This is a genomic window from Pseudomonas sp. SWRI111 (genome assembly GCF_014268555.1).
In the GTDB taxonomy this organism is placed as follows: domain Bacteria; phylum Pseudomonadota; class Gammaproteobacteria; order Pseudomonadales; family Pseudomonadaceae; genus Aquipseudomonas; species Aquipseudomonas hamedanensis.
Window position 1 is genome coordinate 93,422 of sequence record NZ_JABWQQ010000008.1, and the last position, 17,667, is coordinate 111,088.

16 protein-coding genes are annotated in these 17,667 nt (G+C 59.7%); 5 read left to right on the plus strand and 11 right to left on the minus strand.

The window, feature by feature from the left end; all coding sequences use genetic code 11:
• Positions 1-70 precede the first annotated feature (70 nt).
• Positions 71-265: a hypothetical protein gene (locus HU755_RS11915; RefSeq protein WP_186632755.1), complete on the minus strand. Its 195-nt coding sequence runs from the start codon at positions 263-265 to the stop codon at positions 71-73.
• A gap of 36 nt (positions 266-301) precedes the next feature.
• Between HU755_RS11915 and HU755_RS11920 the strand changes: the two genes are divergently transcribed.
• Complete coding sequence (locus HU755_RS11920; RefSeq protein ID WP_186632758.1) at positions 302-2,512, plus strand: sulfatase-like hydrolase/transferase; 2,211 nt, start codon at positions 302-304, stop codon at positions 2,510-2,512.
• Positions 2,513-2,682: 170 nt separating this feature from the next.
• Here HU755_RS11920 and HU755_RS11925 read toward each other — a convergent pair whose 3' ends face one another.
• Positions 2,683-3,081: a hypothetical protein gene (locus HU755_RS11925; protein ID WP_186632761.1), complete on the minus strand. Its 399-nt coding sequence runs from the start codon at positions 3,079-3,081 to the stop codon at positions 2,683-2,685.
• A gap of 269 nt (positions 3,082-3,350) precedes the next feature.
• On the opposite strand from HU755_RS11925, the gene katG reads away from it, so the two are divergent.
• A complete protein-coding gene (gene katG / locus HU755_RS11930) occupies positions 3,351-5,624 on the plus strand; it encodes a catalase/peroxidase HPI (protein ID WP_186632764.1) in 2,274 nt (757 codons plus the stop codon).
• Between the two features lie 291 nt (positions 5,625-5,915).
• Here katG and pepN read toward each other — a convergent pair whose 3' ends face one another.
• The 6 genes from pepN to HU755_RS11960 are packed head-to-tail and all read right to left on the minus strand — an operon-like array spanning position 5,916 to position 12,434.
• Positions 5,916-8,573 carry an aminopeptidase N gene (gene pepN / locus HU755_RS11935; protein WP_186632767.1) on the minus strand — a complete coding sequence of 886 codons (2,658 nt, stop codon included), beginning with the start codon at positions 8,571-8,573 and terminating at the stop codon, positions 5,916-5,918.
• A gap of 10 nt (positions 8,574-8,583) precedes the next feature.
• Positions 8,584-9,414 carry a DUF2797 domain-containing protein gene (locus tag HU755_RS11940; protein ID WP_186548007.1) on the minus strand — a complete coding sequence of 277 codons (831 nt, stop codon included), beginning with the start codon at positions 9,412-9,414 and terminating at the stop codon, positions 8,584-8,586.
• Complete coding sequence (locus tag HU755_RS11945) at positions 9,411-9,671, minus strand: YeaC family protein (protein WP_016774215.1); 261 nt, start codon at positions 9,669-9,671, stop codon at positions 9,411-9,413. The genes HU755_RS11940 and HU755_RS11945 overlap by 4 nt, the downstream gene beginning before the upstream one ends.
• 35 nt (positions 9,672-9,706) lie before the next feature.
• Complete coding sequence (locus tag HU755_RS11950) at positions 9,707-10,576, minus strand: rhomboid family intramembrane serine protease (protein WP_186632770.1); 870 nt, start codon at positions 10,574-10,576, stop codon at positions 9,707-9,709.
• Positions 10,573-11,544 (minus strand): metallophosphoesterase, encoded by a 972-nt coding sequence (locus tag HU755_RS11955; RefSeq protein ID WP_186548012.1) that lies wholly within the window; start codon positions 11,542-11,544, stop codon positions 10,573-10,575. Before HU755_RS11955 ends, HU755_RS11950 begins: the two co-directional genes overlap by 4 nt.
• Positions 11,544-12,434 (minus strand): NAD(+) kinase, encoded by an 891-nt coding sequence (locus tag HU755_RS11960; RefSeq protein WP_003224174.1) that lies wholly within the window; start codon positions 12,432-12,434, stop codon positions 11,544-11,546. The genes HU755_RS11955 and HU755_RS11960 overlap by 1 nt, the downstream gene beginning before the upstream one ends.
• Positions 12,435-12,549: 115 nt before the next feature.
• Here HU755_RS11960 and HU755_RS11965 point away from each other — a divergent pair, with 115 nt between their 5' ends.
• Positions 12,550-13,500 carry a DUF1853 family protein gene (locus tag HU755_RS11965; protein WP_186632773.1) on the plus strand — a complete coding sequence of 317 codons (951 nt, stop codon included), beginning with the start codon at positions 12,550-12,552 and terminating at the stop codon, positions 13,498-13,500.
• 105 nt (positions 13,501-13,605) lie between these two features.
• On the opposite strand, the gene HU755_RS11970 is transcribed toward HU755_RS11965, so the two are convergent.
• The gene (locus tag HU755_RS11970; protein ID WP_186632776.1) at positions 13,606-14,889 is read right to left on the minus strand and encodes an arsenic transporter; all 1,284 of its coding nucleotides are present in this window, start codon (positions 14,887-14,889) and stop codon (positions 13,606-13,608) included.
• 147 nt (positions 14,890-15,036) lie between these two features.
• Positions 15,037-15,594 (minus strand): NADPH-dependent FMN reductase, encoded by a 558-nt coding sequence (locus tag HU755_RS11975; RefSeq protein ID WP_186548018.1) that lies wholly within the window; start codon positions 15,592-15,594, stop codon positions 15,037-15,039.
• A gap of 183 nt (positions 15,595-15,777) precedes the next feature.
• Between HU755_RS11975 and HU755_RS11980 the strand changes: the two genes are divergently transcribed.
• Both HU755_RS11980 and HU755_RS11985 read left to right on the plus strand, forming a co-directional pair.
• Positions 15,778-16,008 carry a hypothetical protein gene (locus tag HU755_RS11980; protein ID WP_186621464.1) on the plus strand — a complete coding sequence of 77 codons (231 nt, stop codon included), beginning with the start codon at positions 15,778-15,780 and terminating at the stop codon, positions 16,006-16,008.
• A gap of 85 nt (positions 16,009-16,093) precedes the next feature.
• Positions 16,094-16,987, plus strand: coding sequence for a LysR substrate-binding domain-containing protein (locus tag HU755_RS11985; RefSeq protein WP_186632779.1), 894 nt, complete (start codon positions 16,094-16,096; stop codon positions 16,985-16,987).
• On the opposite strand, the gene HU755_RS11990 is transcribed toward HU755_RS11985, so the two are convergent.
• Entirely contained in the window at positions 16,953-17,567 is a 615-nt protein-coding gene (locus HU755_RS11990; RefSeq protein WP_186548025.1) for a GNAT family N-acetyltransferase, read from the minus strand. The two genes, HU755_RS11985 and HU755_RS11990, sit on opposite strands and share 35 nt — an antisense overlap.
• Positions 17,568-17,667: the final 100 nt, after the last annotated feature.

Consider the following 17,667-nt stretch of genomic DNA (forward strand, 5'->3'; position numbering starts at 1 on the left):
TGAAAGGCCTGACTTTATCGATATAAAAAATATAAATTAAATACCTTTATTGCATAACGATAGCACTGAGTCATTTGGCTATCCATTGCACCGCTATCGCGAGCGGGCGATGGCCAACAACAGCCTGAAACAAAAAACTCAACTCAGCGAACAGCGGCTCTTCGTCCAGAAGGCCCGCAAACACTGAGCGTCCGGCGATTTGCGAATCGTAGCCCAGCCATTTAAAAAGCCGATCAGCGCGCCTGCCCTTGGTATCATCACCCACACTTTTTTGACCCTTTCATGACATGCAGGCTTTTTTGTGAGCGCTCTTTTTAACTGGCTGCGGCGGCCGAATGTCCGCCTTCTTTCCCTCATCGTCCTGGTGCTGATCGTGCCGGTGTGCCTGCGCATGGCGCTGGGCTGGTCGACGCCGCTGGGCTATTTGTCAGATCTGGCCGTTGGCAGTCTGCTGGTCGTAACGCTGCATCGTCGCGCGTGGTGGCTGGCCTTGCCGGTGCTGTTGTTCTGGGCGCTGCTGGCGATCGCCACGGCGGAACTGGTCAGCGCTGTCGGCCGGCTGCCGACGCCTTCCGATATTCATTATCTGATCGACCCGCAGTTCGTTGAAAACTCCACGGGCGGCGGACTTGCGCACCCTGCCCTGACCATCGCTTTGTTGGTGGCACTGGTTTTCTGGTTGCTGACTCAATTTGTCGGGCGCGGCCTGACTCGTCCGAATTTGCCGCGCTCTGTCTGGGCTGCGCCAATCGTCTTGTTCGCCGCCCATTGGGGCGCACAAAACCTGTGGCCTGACGACGGCGATGCCTGGCGCCTGTACAACCTGCCGCATCAGTTGCTTGCCAGCGAAGTCGCCGATTGGCAGATTCAGGCCGAGGAATGGCTGGACGGCGACGTCGAAGAACCGGCGCCGGCCATGGCCGGCCTAACCGATGTCGACCTCAACGGGCAGAAACTGCTGGCCGCGCCGGGTCAGGCGCGCAACGTGCTGATCATCGCCCTGGAAGGCATCCCCGGCGCCTATATTCGCGCCAACCGCGAGGCGATCGGCAGCCATTATCAGGAAGACCTGATGCCCAACCTCAGCCGCTGGGCCGAGCGCGGCATGAATACCCCTGATTACGTGCTGCACACCCATCAGACCATACGCGGTCTGTATGCCATGCTCTGCGGCGATTACGACAAGCTCAACAACGGCACGCCCAAGGGCGTGGAAATGCTCACCCTGACCGAGCGCAATCAGGCCTGCCTGCCGGCGCAACTGCGCGCACACGGTTTCAGTACGCACTACTTGCAGGGCGCCGGCCTGCGCTTCATGGCCAAAGACAAGATCATGCCGCACATTGGTTTCGATGCGACCCATGGCCTGGAATGGTTCAGCAACAGCAATTACCTGGAATTCCCGTGGGGCAAGGACGACAAGGCCTTTTTCGAGGGCGCGCTGGATTACGTCGGGCAACTGAAAAAGCACCAGCAGCCATGGATGCTGACGCTGCTGACCGTGGGCACCCACCAGCCCTACTCCGCACCGGAGGATTATCTTGAGCGCTATGAAACGCCGAAGCAGGCCGCTGTCGGTTATCTCGACGACGCGCTGGACCAGTTTCTGTTGGGACTGGAACGTCAAGGCATTCTCAAGGACACTCTGGTGGTGATTACCTCGGACGAATCCCACGGCATCGATGGCGTGCGCCTGGCCTCGTCGTGGGGCTTCAACCTGACGCTGGCGCCGGAACAGGCGCAACTGCCGCGCCTGAACGTCGGCGTCTATGGCCATGTCGATCTGAGCACCTCGATCCTCGACTACTTCGACCTGCCGGTGCCGAGTGCGCTGAGCGGTCGTTCGCTGTTCCGTGACTACGAGTTCGGGCGCGAAATCATGTCGTTCACCAACGGCAAGCTGCGTTACCACAACGGCCAAGGCATCTTTTCCGAATGCGACCTGCCGCGCCGCTGCCGCTATTACGAAAGCGCCGGGTTCATCGCCGACAGCGCCACCTACAAAGGCATCTATAGCGGTCACCTGGCCAGGCAGATTGCCGCGCGCGCAAACGCGCTGGATTTGTCCTTGCTGCGCACGTCGCTTAACCATCGCTACCAGTTCGGCAGCAACAACGTTATCCCGCTGCAAGCGCAGATCAAGGATGACTGGGCCGACAACCTGATCGGCGCGCAATACCTGGAAATGCCCAAAGGCTCACACACCCGCGTACGTCTGACCGTGCGCTCGGTCGACCCGCAGCAGGCGGCGTATATCCAGCTCAAGGCCAAGGAGTTCGAACAGGACGTGCAACTGGGCCTGCCGGCGGAAATGGTCGCCACGGCGGATCAGCCGCTGGAGATGGACTTCAGCTTTGAAAACCCGCAGCCGCGCAAGGCCTTCTCGTTTCATTTGTTGGGCTATGGCAATGGCGCGGTCGAGGTGACGGACTTCAGTGTGATTACTGAACTGCCGGGGCAGGAGGATATTCTGGATGAGATGCCTGAGGATGAGGCTGCGCAGTCCAGTTGATCGGCCAGCGTGTGCAGGCGCCTGACGTTAAGGAGCCTGCATTCTTTCCCGGTATAAGCTCTATCTTACGAGAGTGAAAGTCACCCAGTATTTTCCTGCCATCAATCGACCACCAATCGATTCCCCCTTGGCGTTTTTGCTATTATTTTAATCCGCTTTATTCGGGATGTTTATTGGTTAATTTCAAACTTCCCCGTTACTTTTTTGGCACCACCAGCATCATTTTTAACAATAAAATTAACATCGCCGGACACAGCAGTTTTATTTTTATCAAAGGTAACGGTTACCGAGCCGGACTTAATGGGATACTTATCATTATCTTTCAGGACATCCCATTCCAGTGTTCCAAAGGGATACTTTACGGTGTGAGGGCCGCCTTCCAACGAAGTTGGAACAGAGAACACCACCCAATCCTCGTTATTGTTACTACCGATAATGAAAAATTCCTCACCTGCGTTGTGGAATAAGAATTGCTCGCTGTGAAGAAACTCTTTTCCATCGATAGAAGCTACAAACGACCCCGTAGCTTTTGAATTTTTTAAAAGCAGAAGCAATTCTTGCCGAGACATAATATCTATTCCTTTATTTAGGTTTGTGGGTCTTCATTGCACCTTGAATATATTTTGATGCGCGATCAGCGGCCACTGTCAGATATACCAGTCTTTTAGAACCATTCGAAATAACCCGATGTCGAAGTATTCCCTCTCTCAGCTTATTGAGAGAGGTAGCCTATCAGTCCCGAATACCCGGCCTATTAGCCGACTCCCCAACTCGCGTCTAGCCTTACCAGTCCGAAGTCGGCACGAGCCGGCCGAGATGACCTGATAGGGACACGAACATGGCAAACGAATCGAAATGCCCGTTCAACCACGCTGCCGGTGGCGGTACAACGAACCGTGACTGGTGGCCGAATCAACTCAACCTTAAGATCCTCAGTCAGCATTCGCCCAAGTCAGATCCGCTAGGCCCGGACTTCGACTACGCCAAAGCGTTCAAAAGCCTGGACTTCCAGGCCCTGAAACAAGACATCAAAGCGCTAATGACCGATTCCCAGGACTGGTGGCCAGCGGACTTCGGCCATTACGGGCCGCTGTTCGTGCGCATGGCCTGGCACAGCGCCGGGACTTATCGCACCGCCGATGGACGCGGTGGCGCCGGTTCCGGCCAGCAACGGTTTGCCCCGCTCAACAGCTGGCCGGACAACGTCAGCCTCGACAAGGCCCGGCGTCTGCTGTGGCCGGTCAAACAGAAGTACGGGCGCAATATTTCCTGGGCCGACCTGATTGTGCTGACCGGTAACGTTGCGCTGGAATCCATGGGCTTCAAGACCTTCGGTTTCTCCGGCGGTCGCGCCGATGTCTGGGAGCCGGACGAAGACGTCTACTGGGGTTCGGAAACCGAGTGGCTGGGCGGCGATAACCGTTACGGCAAGAGCAATGGCCCGGTGCAGGAACCCGGCGATGGCACGCTGGTAGCTGAGCCGGATTTACACGGCAAGGAAGAAAGCCGCACCGATCAGGGCGAACGCAACCTGGAAAATCCCCTTGCCGCGGTGCAGATGGGCCTGATCTATGTGAACCCGGAAGGCCCTGAAGGCAATCCGGATCCGGTGGCCTCGGCCAAAGACATTCGCGAGACCTTCGGCCGCATGGCCATGAATGACGAGGAAACCGTGGCGCTGATTGCTGGCGGCCACGCCTTTGGCAAGACCCACGGCGCAGGGCCTGCCGACAACGTCGGTCCCGAGCCGGAAGCGGCCGGTCTGGAACAGCAAGGCCTGGGCTGGAAAAACGCCTTTGGCAGCGGTAAAGGCGCCGATACCATCACCAGTGGCCTGGAAGTCACCTGGACCACCACCCCCACCCAATGGAGCAACAACTACCTGGAAAACCTGTTCGGCTTCGAATGGGAACTGACCAAGAGCCCGGCCGGCGCGCACCAGTGGCAACCGAAAAACGGCGCCGGCGCAGGCACCGTGCCCCATGCTCACGACCCGAACAAACGCCTGTCGCCGACCATGCTCACGTCTGACCTGGCGCTGCGTTTCGATCCCGCTTACGAACAGATTTCCCGGCGCTTTCTGGCCCATCCAGAACAGTTGGCCGACGCCTTTTCCCGCGCGTGGTACAAACTGATCCACCGCGACATGGGCCCGCTGTCGCGCTACCTCGGTCCGGAGTTGCCGCAAGAGGAATTGCTCTGGCAAGACCCGATTCCCCAGGTAACGCACGCGCTGATCGATGACAGTGATGCCACTGCCCTGAAAAACACCGTGCTGGCGTCAGGACTGTCGGTATCACAACTGGTGTCGACCGCCTGGGCGGCCGCTTCGACCTTTCGTGGTTCGGACAAACGCGGCGGCGCCAATGGCGGACGCTTGCGTCTGGCGCCGCAGAAGTTTTGGCAGGCCAACCAGCCGGAGCAACTGGATAAGGTACTGACGACGCTTGAAGGCATTCAAAAAGACTTCAACGGAACGGCAACGGGCGGCAAGCAAATTTCCCTGGCAGACCTGATCGTTCTGGCGGGCAATGCCGGGGTCGAGCAAGCCGCGAAAAACGCCGGACATTCGATTTCGGTGCCGTTTTCACCGGGCCGCGCCGACGCCTCGCAAGAGCAAACCGATGTCGAATCGTTTGGATTCCTTGAGCCGATTGCCGACGGTTTCCGTAACTACAGCAAGGGCAAATACAGCGTTTCGGCCGAGGCTTTACTGATCGACAAAGCACAACTGCTGACGCTCACCGCGCCGGAAATGACGGTGCTGCTGGGTGGCTTGCGGGTGTTGAACACCAATGTCAGGCGGAGTCGCCATGGTGTGTTCACTGATAAAACCGAAGCGCTGACCCAGGACTTTTTCAGCAACTTGCTGGACATGGGTGTGGAGTGGACGCCGACGTCACGGGATGCGGATGAGTTCGAAGGGCGCGACCGCAAGACCGGTGCCGCGAAATGGACGGCGACGCGGGTGGATCTGGTGTTCGGCTCCAATGCGCAATTGCGCGCATTGGCCGAGGTGTACGCCAGCGCCGATGCGAAGACGCAGTTCGTCAATGATTTCGTCAAGGCATGGACGAAGGTGATGAATCTGGATCGGTTTGATCTGAGATAACTGACGAAACGCAACCTCTGTAGGAGTGAGCCTGCTCGCGATCGCGGTGTGTCAGACACTGAAATATGACTGATACAACGCCATCGCGAGCAGGCTCACTCCCACATTGGATCGGTGTGTTGCTGCAATTGATCGTTCCCACGCTCCGCGTGGGAATGCAGCCCGGGACGCTCCGCGTGCCAAAGCGGACGCAGAGCGTCCATTGAGGCATTCCCACGCAGAGCATGGGAACGATCAGTTAAATCAAAAGATCGCAGCCTCGTTTCACTCGACAGCTCCTACAAGGGCGGGTTAAGCCAGGCTTTTGCTGACGACTTCATAGACGTCGCTCGACAGCTGACCCGATGCCAGAATCCGCTCCAGCTCACCCTTCATCAATGCCTGACGGGCGCTGTCGTATTTGCGCCAGCGGGTCAGCGGGGCCAGTTGGCGCGAGGCGATCTGCGGGTTGAAGCCGTTCAGCTCGATCACCAGATCCGCCAGGAAGCGATAGCCAGAGCCGTCCGCCGCATGGAAGTTGATCAGGTTTTGCCCGGCAAACGCGCCGATCAGTGCACGCACCTTGTTCGGGTTCTTGATGTTGAACGCCGGGTGCTGCATCAACGCCTTCACCCGCTCCAGACCGCCCGGCAAGGTGCTACCGGCCTGCACGCTGAACCATTGGTCCATGACCAGCGGGTTGTCCTTGAAGTGCTCGGCGAAACTCGCCAGCGCCAGGGCTTTCTGTTCTTCGAACGGCGAGTTGACCAGCACCGCCAGCGCAGTCAGGCGCTCGGTCATGTTGTCGGCGTTTTCGAACTGTTCCAGCGCAGCCGCCAGGACTTCCGGCTTGCCGCTGAGCATCAGGTACGACAGGGTGATGTTCTGCAACGCACGACGGGCGAAGTGCTCGGCCTCGGCGACGTATGGGGTTTTCTTCGACAGGTCGCGGTTGGCCTGATAACGCAGCCACAACGCCTCGAACAGACCTTCAGCCAATTGCTTGCGGGCGAATTCGCGGGCTATATGGATCGCCTCGACGTCGGCCACTTCGCTGATCTCGGTGAGATAGGCCTCCCCCGGCAGCGAGAGCATTTCGGCAACCATCGCCTGATCCAGCGACTCGTCGGACAGCACCGTGCGCAGCGCCGAGACCAGACGCGGGTCAAGCGTCAGGGTCTCGCCCTTCTGCTGTTGGCCGATCAGCTCTTGTAGCACCTGCACCGCCAGTTGCTGGCCGGCATCCCAGCGGTTGAAGCCATCGCTGTCGTGCTGCATGAGGAACATCAACTGATCGCGGTTGTACGGGAAGCTCAGTTTCACCGGCGCCGAGAACCCGCGCAGCAGCGATGGCAGCGGTTGCTCGTTGATATCGACGAAGGTGAAGGTCTGTTCTGCTTCGGTCACCGAGATAACCCGAGTGGTGCCCTGAGCGGCGGCTTCACCGCTCAGACGCAGGGCCATCTCGTTGCCCTGGCTATCGAGCAGACCCAGCTCCACTGGAATCACAAACGGCAGCTTCTCGACTTTGTCCGGGGTTGCCGGGCAGCTCTGGCGGAAGGTCAGGCTGTAAGTCTTGGCAGCGGCGTCATAGGACTCGCTCACCGCCAGACGTGGCGTACCGGCCTGGCTGTACCAGCGCTTGAACTGGGTCAGGTCGACACCGTTGGCATCTTCCATGGCCTTGACGAAGTCATCGCAGGTCACGGCCTGGCCGTCGTGGCGTTCAAAGTACAGATCGCTGCCCTTGCGGAAGCCTTCGGCGCCGAGCAAGGTGTGGATCATGCCGACCACTTCCGAGCCTTTTTCGTACACAGTCAGGGTGTAGAAGTTGGAAATCTCGATGAAGCTGTCCGGGCGCACGGCATGGGCCATGGGGCCGGCATCTTCGGCGAACTGGTGGGTGCGCAGGTACGCGACATCCTGAATGCGTTTGACCGTGGCCGAGTTCATGTCCGAGGAGAAACCGGCGTCGCGGAACACCGTGAAGCCTTCCTTGAGCGACAGCTGGAACCAGTCGCGGCAGGTCACGCGGTTGCCCGACCAGTTGTGGAAGTATTCGTGAGCGACGATCGCTTCGACCCGCTGGTGCGCGGCGTCGGTGGCGGTTTCGGCGCGGGCCAGCACGGCGCTGGAGTTAAAGATGTTGAGGCCCTTGTTCTCCATTGCGCCCATGTTGAAATCGTTCACGGCCACGATCATGAAAATGTCCAGATCGTACTCGCGGCCATAAACCTCTTCGTCCCAGCGCATGGACTTCTTCAGGCTGTTCATCGCGTGCTGGCACTTGTCGATGTTTTCCGGCTCGACGTAAATACGCAGCGCGACGTTGCGCTGACTCATGGTGGTGAAGGTATCTTCGACACACCACAAATCACCGGCGACCAGCGCGAACAGGTACGCCGGTTTCTTGAACGGGTCTTCCCAGGTCGCCCAGTGCCGGCCGTCTTCACCGGGGCCGGAAGCGATCGGGTTGCCGTTGGAAAGCAGCACCGGGTAGCTGTGCTGTTCGGCGACCACCGTGGTGGTGAACTTGCTCATCACGTCCGGACGGTCGAGGTAATAGGTGATCTTGCGGAAACCTTCGGCCTCGCACTGGGTGCAGAACATCGTGCCGGATTTGTACAGGCCCTCCAGCGCGGTGTTGGTTTCCGGGTGGATGCGCACGCTGGTGTCGAGCGTGAAGGTCTCGCTGGTCGGCTGCAAAGTCAGATGGCTGTCGCTGACTTGATAGTCCGCGGCGCTCAGCTCTTTGTCTGCCAGCGTTACCGAGAGCAGCTCCAGTTGCTGGCCGTCGAGCACCAGCGGCGGCAGGCCCGCGCCGCGCTCGGGGTTGCGGCGCATCACCAGTTGCGCGTGGACCAGGCTGTGGTCCTCGAACAACTCGAAGGTCAGGTGTGTTTCGTCGATCAGGTACTCGGGCGCCTGATAGTCCTTGAGGTAAATCATCTTCGGTTGGTCGGTGCGCATGCTGGAGTCCTTATTGATGCACGGCGAGCTGGTAAGCCGTGTATTTACGAATGTTGATCACGCCGGTGTCAAAGATCAGGTACTGGCCCTTGATCCCCAGCAGCGTGCCTTCGGCAATCGGGTTCTTGTCCAGGTTGAAGCTGACGATTTTCGCCGGGTATTGCTCGACGGGATAGCGGATTTCCAGCGGTTCGACATCGGCAATCGTCTGAATCGCCTGTAGGCCGAATCGCTCCTGCAAGCCTTGCAGGCCTTCGGCGCAGCTTTCGAACAGCTGATCGCGCACCTGCGCCAGATCCACCGCCGCCGCATCGCCCTTGAGCAAGGCTCGCCAGTTGGTCTTGTCCGCCACCTGACTGCGGAACAGGTCTTCTACAAAACCCGATTGCTGCCGTGTCGACACGCGCATGATCGGCAAGGCCTGACTCGCCCCTTGATCGAGCCAGCGCGTCGGCAACTGCGTTGCACGGGTGATGCCAACCTTGATCCCCGACGAGTTGGCCAGGTAAACCACGTGATCGGTCATGCAGAACTGCTCGCCCCACGCCGGATCGCGACAGGTGCCAGCGTCAAAGTGGCAGCGCTCCGGGCTCATGATGCACAGGTCGCACTGCGCCAGTTTGGTCATGCACGGGTAGCAATAGCCCTGACTGAAGCTGGTTTTGGTCTTGCGCCCGCAATGGGTGCAATGGATCGCCCCAAGATATTCCAGACGCAGCGTGCTGCCGATCAATGGATTGACCGGCACCTCGACGTCGTCCAGACGAAACGCGTACTGCACGTTCGGCCCGTCCAGGCGCGCCGACATTTTGCTGATTGCACCGCGGCCAATCTCGATCAATGGATGGCATCCGACTTGAACAGAATGTTCGGCACTTCGATCGACTTCGACGCACATTCCTGCGGGCCCATGTAACCGGTGCGCTGATCTTCAGGCAGGTTCTGGATTTCCCAGGCGATCATCGCCTGCAACGACAACTCGCGCTGCTCGGCGGTGAGTTTGTTGCCGTCGGACCATTTGCCGATTTCCACGGCCAGTTTCAGGCTTTCGTAGATGTCCGGGGTGATGTTGTTGATCATGTCGTTGAAAGAGGACATCAGGGGTCTCCGTGCTCTTTACTGAAACAAAAAATTTAGACGGCCAGTTTACGGCGGTTATACAAACCGCCCAACAAACCGGTGAAGCATCCGATGAGTAACCCGCTCAGGTGTGCGGCGTTGGCAATCTGGCCGAAACCGATCAGCGAGATCAGCCCGGACATGCACACCAGCAGCCACACCAGCATCATCACCAGCACGCCGCGCGGCAGGCGATAGACCGGGTTCGGCGCCAGCAGCTGGAAAATCCAGCAATGCCCGAGCAAGCCGTAAAGCACGCCGGACAGACCGCCAAACAGGGTCGGGCCGCTCCAGACGAACTGCGCATAGTTGGACACCAGGCTGAACAGCAACGTCAGGCCGATCAGGTTGATACTGCCCTGGCGCGATTCGATGCGCCGCCCCAGCTCCCAGTACCACATGCCGTTCATGGCAAGATGGAGGATGCCGAAATGGATCAGCATCGGCGTGATCAGCCGCCACCACTGCCCCGCCGCCAGACTGTCAGCCAATGGGGTGAACTGGATGTACTCACCGATCACGCGAAAATCGAGGAAGGTCAACCAGCGCAGCGTTTCGAGGTTCTCGCCGAGAAAGGTCAGACCGCCGACAATCAGGCTCAACAGCAGAATGAAACCGGTGGCCCGGGCGTGTTTCAGTTGTTCGGCGAAGCCCGGACGCTTGAAGGTCTGGCCCAGCGGAATGTCCAGTTGCTGATCGGGATCGCCGGCCGGGAAGCGTTCGTACAGCGACCGCACGTCTTCGCTGATTTCAGCCGGCGCCCACAGCACCTGCTCGCCCGCCTCCTCGCTGACCCGATGCGGGACTTGCATGCGTTGCAGGAGTTTGACGAAGCCGCTCAGGTCCACCGCCAGGGGCAGGCGCAATACCGCTACCGCACTCATTGCAGCACCTCCGGCCGCTCGACATCGACCCAGACAAATTTATCTGGATCAAGGCGAGTTTCCTGATCCAGACGGTAAGCGACCAGTTTGCCGTAGAGCACCGCGCTGTAATCCAGGCAGGCGAGGTTCGGACGGATCGGCGCCGGTTGACCGCTGCGCCAGTAGTGGCCGACGAACAGCAATGGCTCGTCGACGCCATAACGCAGCAGGGCATTCTTTTCCGTTGAGGACAGCGGCGTCTGCGCCACCGGTTCCGGCAGGGCATCGGGCTGGAAGACGATGTCACCGTAGGTTTTCGGGTCGTCTTCCCAGAACTTGGTGCGGAAGAACGCGCGCACCAGACCGTCGCCACTGGTCATGGTCAGGCCGCCCGGCAGGCGCATGTCGGTGCCGCGCAGCAGACGGTCGAACACGGTGCAGGCAAAGCTGCCGGGAACCGCCGAGGCCTGCAGGAAATGTTCGTCGACGCAGCCGTCGGGAAACAACGCGCGCAACGGCTCGATCAGACCGGCATCCCAGCACGCGTGCACGACCCGGAAACGTCCGGCATCGATAAACAATGGCAGCTCATAGAACCATTGTTGGAAGTCATGCCAATCACCCGGATGGTTTTCGAATTGGCTCAGCGTTTCGTGCAGCAGGCGGGCATGGCGAGGCGTGTGTTCACGCACAAATTGCTTGCCACTGCCCGGTGGCGCCGGGGTGCTCCAGCCCAGGGCGTTGAATTCGTGGTTGCCCATGATGCACAAGGCCTGACCGGCCTGGACCATGTCATGAACGATGTGCAGCGCCTCGCGGATTCGCGGGCCACGGTCAATGATGTCGCCGACGAACACGGCCATGCGCGATGGATGCCGCCAGACCCCGCCCTGCTTGTGATAACCGAGACGGTCAAGCAAGTGTTCCAGGGTCAAGGCGCATCCGTGCACGTCACCGATCAGGTCGTAACTGCGCGCGGGATCGAGCATCAGTCGCCTCCGCCCCCCAACTTGCTGCCCCAGCCGAGCTTGGTACGGCAGACTTCATAATAGTTGTGGTCGAGTGGATGGATCAGCCGCAATTTCTGCGCTTTTTTACTGACGGTGATGGTGTCGCCCGGCGCGCAGGTGAAATGGTTCTGCCCGTCGCAGGAGACTTGCGGGTAAATCTGCATGTTTTTCGACACGACGATTTTCAGCTCACTGTTGCCATCGACCACAATCGGCCTGCTCGACAACATATGGGGGTACATCGGCACAATCACAATGGCGTCGAGCTTGGGATGCATGATCGGGCCACCGGCCGACAGCGCGTAAGCGGTGGAGCCGGTTGGCGTGGCGACGATCAGGCCGTCGGCCTTCTGGCTGCAGACGAACTGACCGTCGATGTACAGCTCGAATTCGATCATCCGCGTCGATTTGCCGGGATGCAGCACGACATCGTTCAGCGCATCGCCCTGGCCGATGGCCTCGGCGTGGCGACGGACTTCGGCTTGCAACAGAAAGCGGTTTTCCACCAGATAATGACCGTCGAGCACCTTGGCGACTTCGACTTCCAGCTCGTCCGGGCGAATGTCGGTGAGAAAACCGAGGCTGCCACGGTTGATCCCCAGCACCGGAATATTATGCTTGGCCAGGGCGCGGGCGGCGCCAAGCAGGCTGCCGTCACCGCCGACAACGATGACCATGTCGCAGACCTCGCCGAGCATCTTGCGTGACGACGTTTGCAGGCCATGGCCCGGCAGGACTTCAGCAATGGTGTCTTCGAGAATCACGTGCAGATGCCGGTCGAGCAGAAACCGTTTCAGTCGGCGGACGGTATCCAGCACCTGGGAACTGCCCAGGCGACCGATGATGCCGATATTACGAAATTGCTCCATGGGACCTCTGCGGACAATCGAAAACGCGAAAAGCACGATTATGGGCGAAAGCGCCAGATAGACAAAATCCTTTCAGCCTCAAGGGTGTGCTCAGGTTTAAGGCTATGCTCGCAAGATGATCCTGTTTCCCGATTTGCTTCAGCTCCCTCATCAACTGCGCCATCCGGAGGTGCGCGACCTGGCGTGGGTGATCCTCGCCCCGCCGATGCTCGCCGCTACGCCCTGGCCGCAGCGCCACCCGCTGGCCGGCAGTGACTGGGTGCAGGACCCGCCACGCCTGGAACACTGGCTGCGCCAACTCGACCGTGACAGTTACGGCTTGCTGCACTGGTTGTCGCAGGCTCGGACAAGGCGTCTGGGCCTGTATTACGAACGCTTGTGGCAGTTTGCCGTGGAGCATGCGCCCGGCATCGAGCTGATCGCCGCCAACCTGCCAATTCGGCGCGCTGGCCACACCCTCGGCGAGCTGGACATGCTGCTGCGTGACCGCGACGGCGTGCATCATCTGGAACTGGCGATCAAGCTCTACCTCGGCCCGCAAAACGGAGACGGCCATGATCCGGCGCAATGGCTGGGGCCGGGCTGCCATGACCGGCTGGATCGCAAACTGGCGCATCTGGCCGCGCACCAACTGCCGATTTCGGCGCGCCCGGAAAGCCGCGAGGTGCTGGCGACACTGGATATCGAGACGTTCAGCGCGCATTTGTGGCTCGGCGGTTATCTGCTGTATCCATGGCCGGGACAGTCTGCGTCCCCGCAGGGCGCACACCCGCAGCATCTGCGTGGCAACTGGCTGCATCAGAAGGATTGGCCGGCGTTTGTCGCGCAACGTTCGGCCGGGCGCTGGCAACCGCTGCCGCGTCATGCCTGGCTGGCGCCGGCGCATTATCCGGCGGATCAGGTCTGGACAGCGGAACAGTTGCGTCTGTGGCTGGCGGATTTGTCGCCGCTGGCTCCGGCGCAATTGCTGGTGCGCCTGAGCGAAAATGCGCAGGGCGACTGGGAAGAGGCAGAGCGGTTGTTTCTGGTGTCGGATCTTTGGCCGAATGTGCCGGGGCAAACCTGAGATTTGTGGCGCCTGGACCACCGCCATCGCGAGCAGGCTCACTCCTACAGGGGATCGCGTTTTAAATTGTAGGAGCGAGCCTGCTCGCGAAAGGGACGACTCGGTTTATATGGAGAGCCGCAGCGCCAGCGCCGCCAGGGTCACCAACAACACCGGCACCGTCAACACGATCCCGACCTTGAAGTAATAACCCCAGCCAATATGGATGCCCTTGCGTTCCAGCACGTGCAGCCACAACAACGTTGCCAGACTGCCAATCGGCGTAATCTTCGGCCCCAGATCGCTGCCGATCACGTTGGCGTAAATCATCGCTTCCTTGATCACCCCGCTGGCCTGGCTGGCATCGATCGACAGCAAGCCGATCAGCACCGTCGGCAAATTGTTCATGATCGACGACAGCAGCGCCGTCAGCACGCCGGTGCCCATGGCCGCGCCCCACACGCCGTGGCTGGCGAAGACATCCAGCCATCCGGCGAGATAACCGGTAAGCCCGGCATTGCGCAGGCCGTAGACCACCAGATACATACCCAGCGAGAAAATCACGATCTGCCAGGGCGCTTCTTTCATCACTTTGCGCGTGGAGATCTTGTGACCCCGTGCGGCGATGCCCAACAGCAGCGCGGCGCACACCGCAGAAATGGCGCTGATCGGAATACCCAGCGGTTCGAGGGCGAAGCAGCCGATCAGCAGGATCGCCAGCACCGCCCAACCGGCATAGAACGTCGCCTTGTCGTGAATCGCGGTGTGCGGGTTTTCCAGTTGCTCAGGGTCGTAGGCCGCTGGAATATCGCGGCGAAAAAACCACAACAACATGCCCAACGTCGCCGCCACGCTGACGAAGTTCACCGGCACCATCACCGCGGCATAGCGATTGAAACCAATGTGAAAGAAGTCCGCCGAAACGATGTTGACCAGGTTCGACACCACCAACGGCAGGCTCGCGGTATCGGCAATAAACCCGGCGCCCATGACAAAGGCCAGTGTCGCCGCCGGGGAAAAGCGCAGCGCCAGCAGCATCGAAATCACGATGGGCGTAAGGATCAGCGCCGCGCCGTCATTGGCGAACAATGCCGACACCAGTGCACCCAGCAGCACCATGAAGGCAAACAGCTTGCGCCCGCTGCCCCGTCCCCACCGTGCTACATGCAGCGCCGCCCACGCGAAAAAACCGGCCTCGTCGAGCAGCAGGCTAATGATGATCAGCGCCACGAACGTGCCGGTGGCATTCCAGATGATTTGCCAGACCAGCGGGATATCCGCTAGGTGGACGACGCCGGAGATCAGCGCCAGCACGGCGCCAAGGGTCGCACTCCAGCCGACGCCAAGGCCTTTGGGCTGCCAGATCACAAGGGTAATGGTCAGCAGGAAAATCAGTAACGCAGCGAGCATTCGCAACAGCCTTCAAATATCGAAATGGGTGGAGATCAAAATGTGTGAGCGGGCTTGCTCGCGAATGCGCTGTATCAGATAAAAAATCCTTATCTGGCACAGCGCATTCGCGAGCAAGCCCGCTCCCACAATGGGTCCGTGTACGGATTATTTTTTGTGTTGTTCTACGAACTGGCCGTACGCATCAATGAATTTCTGCAGAAACGGCTTGACCGATTCGCTCAGCTGGCCCGCCTCGTCAAACGCAGTGCCGGCCCCGCCCAGATAGGCTTCCGGCTGTTGCAGGCAGTGAATATCGAGAAAGACGAACGTCTGGCGCAGGTGCTGGTTGGCGCCGAAACCGCCGATGGCGCCTGGCGAGACGCTGATCACCGCGCCGGGCTTGCCGCTCCAGGCGCTCTTGCCATATGGGCGGGAACCGACGTCGATGGCGTTCTTCAATGGCGCCGGGATCGAGCGGTTGTACTCGGGGGTAACAAAGAGCACCGCGTCGGATGACGCCACTTTCTGACGGAAAGTGCTGTAGGCTGCGGGCGGGGAATCGCCGTCGATGTCTTCGTTGTACAGCGGCAGATCACCGATTTCGACAATCTCCAGTTTGAGATTGGCCGGGGCCAGTTCCGCCAGGGCCAGGGCGACTTTGCGATTGATCGATGCTTTGCGCAGGCTACCGACCACTACAGCGACGTTGTAGACATTGCTCATGGAAGACTCTCGAAGGTCCGTGGGAGGAGCCGGTAGTTATAGATGATCCGGTGACGATTCCACCAGCAGTCATTGGATTTTCCTGCGCGTGAAATATTTTTTTCTTGTAGGAAAACTTACCAAGCTTGACGGCGGTCTACCAAGCCGCAAATCAAGCGTTTTATCTCCAGAGGTTCTAAGCAGATGGCAGCAGTACTCGTCGGTCAGTTTCATGCAAGAGATGCGGAAGGCCGCGTTTATTCCGTGCATGAATTCCAGGAATCGAATCCGTCTGCAGACGGTTCCACTGGCTCGGAGCCCATTTACAGACTGGCTATTGGTGACCGAGTCAACAAAGTCAGCGAGAGCGAGTTTATCCTGGTTCAGTCAGGTATCACCCTGATCCGCGAACCTGAGCCGATCGCCGCTCAATAACCGACGGTTATGAGCAGAAGTCTTGAATGCAGACTTGGGGTAGGATTCAGCCTCTGACCCCACCTGCTGAACATGGACTTCACGCATGCGTTTACGCCATATCGAAGTGATTCATGCGCTCTTGCAGACCGGTCATCTGGGCACCGCCGCCGAATGGCTGCAATTGCCAGTGACCGAAATCGAAGAGCGTCTGCGCGAAGCCGAGAGCCAGTTGGGGTTCATGCTGTTCGCCAGCGTTCGCGGGCGCCTGCAATCGACCCCGGAAGCGCGGGCGTTGCAGGTGGAGATCGCGCACATTTATGAAGCGCTGGAACCGGTGCAGCGTCTGGCCAACAGCCTGAAACAATACCTCGCCCCGCCCTTGCGCATCATCGGCACCCCGCCACTGACCCAACAACTCTTGCCACAAAGCCTCGCCGCCCTGCGCCGACGTCTGCCCGACGCACCTTGCAGCCTGCTCAGTGCGCCGACCCGCGACATTATTCGCAGCCTGTTGTTGCGCGAAAGCGATCTGGGCCTGAGCCTGCACGACCCCGAGCATCCCGATATCGACTGCCAACCCCTGGCGCAGGGCAAGCTGCAATTGCTGGCGCCGCACGGCTGGCTGCAGCCGAAGCAGAAATATGTCTCTGTGCAGGATATGGCCGGACAGGCCATGGTCGGCCTCGAAGGTCAGGATCCGTTGAGCCCGGCGCTGGAACACAAGCTCCAGGGCTTGCGCCCGGCACCCAGCGTCCAGATCCGCGTGCAAACCCACCAGATGATGCGCAGCATGGTCGAAGCTGGCGAAGGGCTGGCCATCGTCGACCCGTTCACCGCGTTAGGCGCGCGTGCCGGCGGGCTGGACGTCTGCCCGTTGTCGCCCGCCGTGCCGATCAGCCTCTACGCCCTGACCTTCAAGCACGCCGTGCCGTCGGCCGCGATTCAGACGCTGCTGGGCATCGTCACGGAACAAGCCGAGGCGATGCTGTCGGGCTGAGCGGGTTTTCCAGCGGATTGTCGAACAGGCGATACCAGAACAAGGCCACTTCGGCGGTGTGCGGATCGATGCCGCGATAGCGCAACTGGTCGATGCCGCCCATCACGTAGCCGCACCGCTCGTACAAGCGACAGGCGCCGAGGTTGTTGTTCTGGGTTTCGAGCATGATGCCTGGGAGCTTCTTCTTGCGGCTCCAGAACTGCGCGACATCCAGCAACGCCTTGGCCACACCGTGACGCCGCGCCGGGGCGTGAACCGCCAGTTCGTCGATGTGCGCAAAGCCGTTCCAGTTGGTGCTGATCACCAGGTGCCCGACCGGCTCATCGTCCAGCCAGGCCATGAAAATCGCACTGTCGGGCGCGTTGTGAAAGGCGCTGAATTCCTCAGGGTCGATCCCGTAGCATTTGCGGTACGGCACGATGGGCGTCACCGGCCACTGCTCGACCGGCTTGCCGATCTGCGCCGCGCCATACGCCGCGACCTCGAAACTGAAGTCACTGCCCCAGATATACGGCGCAAAGCCTTCGTCGGCGACACGCACCGACAACCCAGGGTATTTCGGATTCATGACCGGTTGCATACTGGGAAAAGTCCTCATTCCTTGACGCAGCCGACAGTGTCGACCTTGATGTCGCGATGGATGATCGCCAGCGTAAATTTCAAATCTCTGTACATGAAGC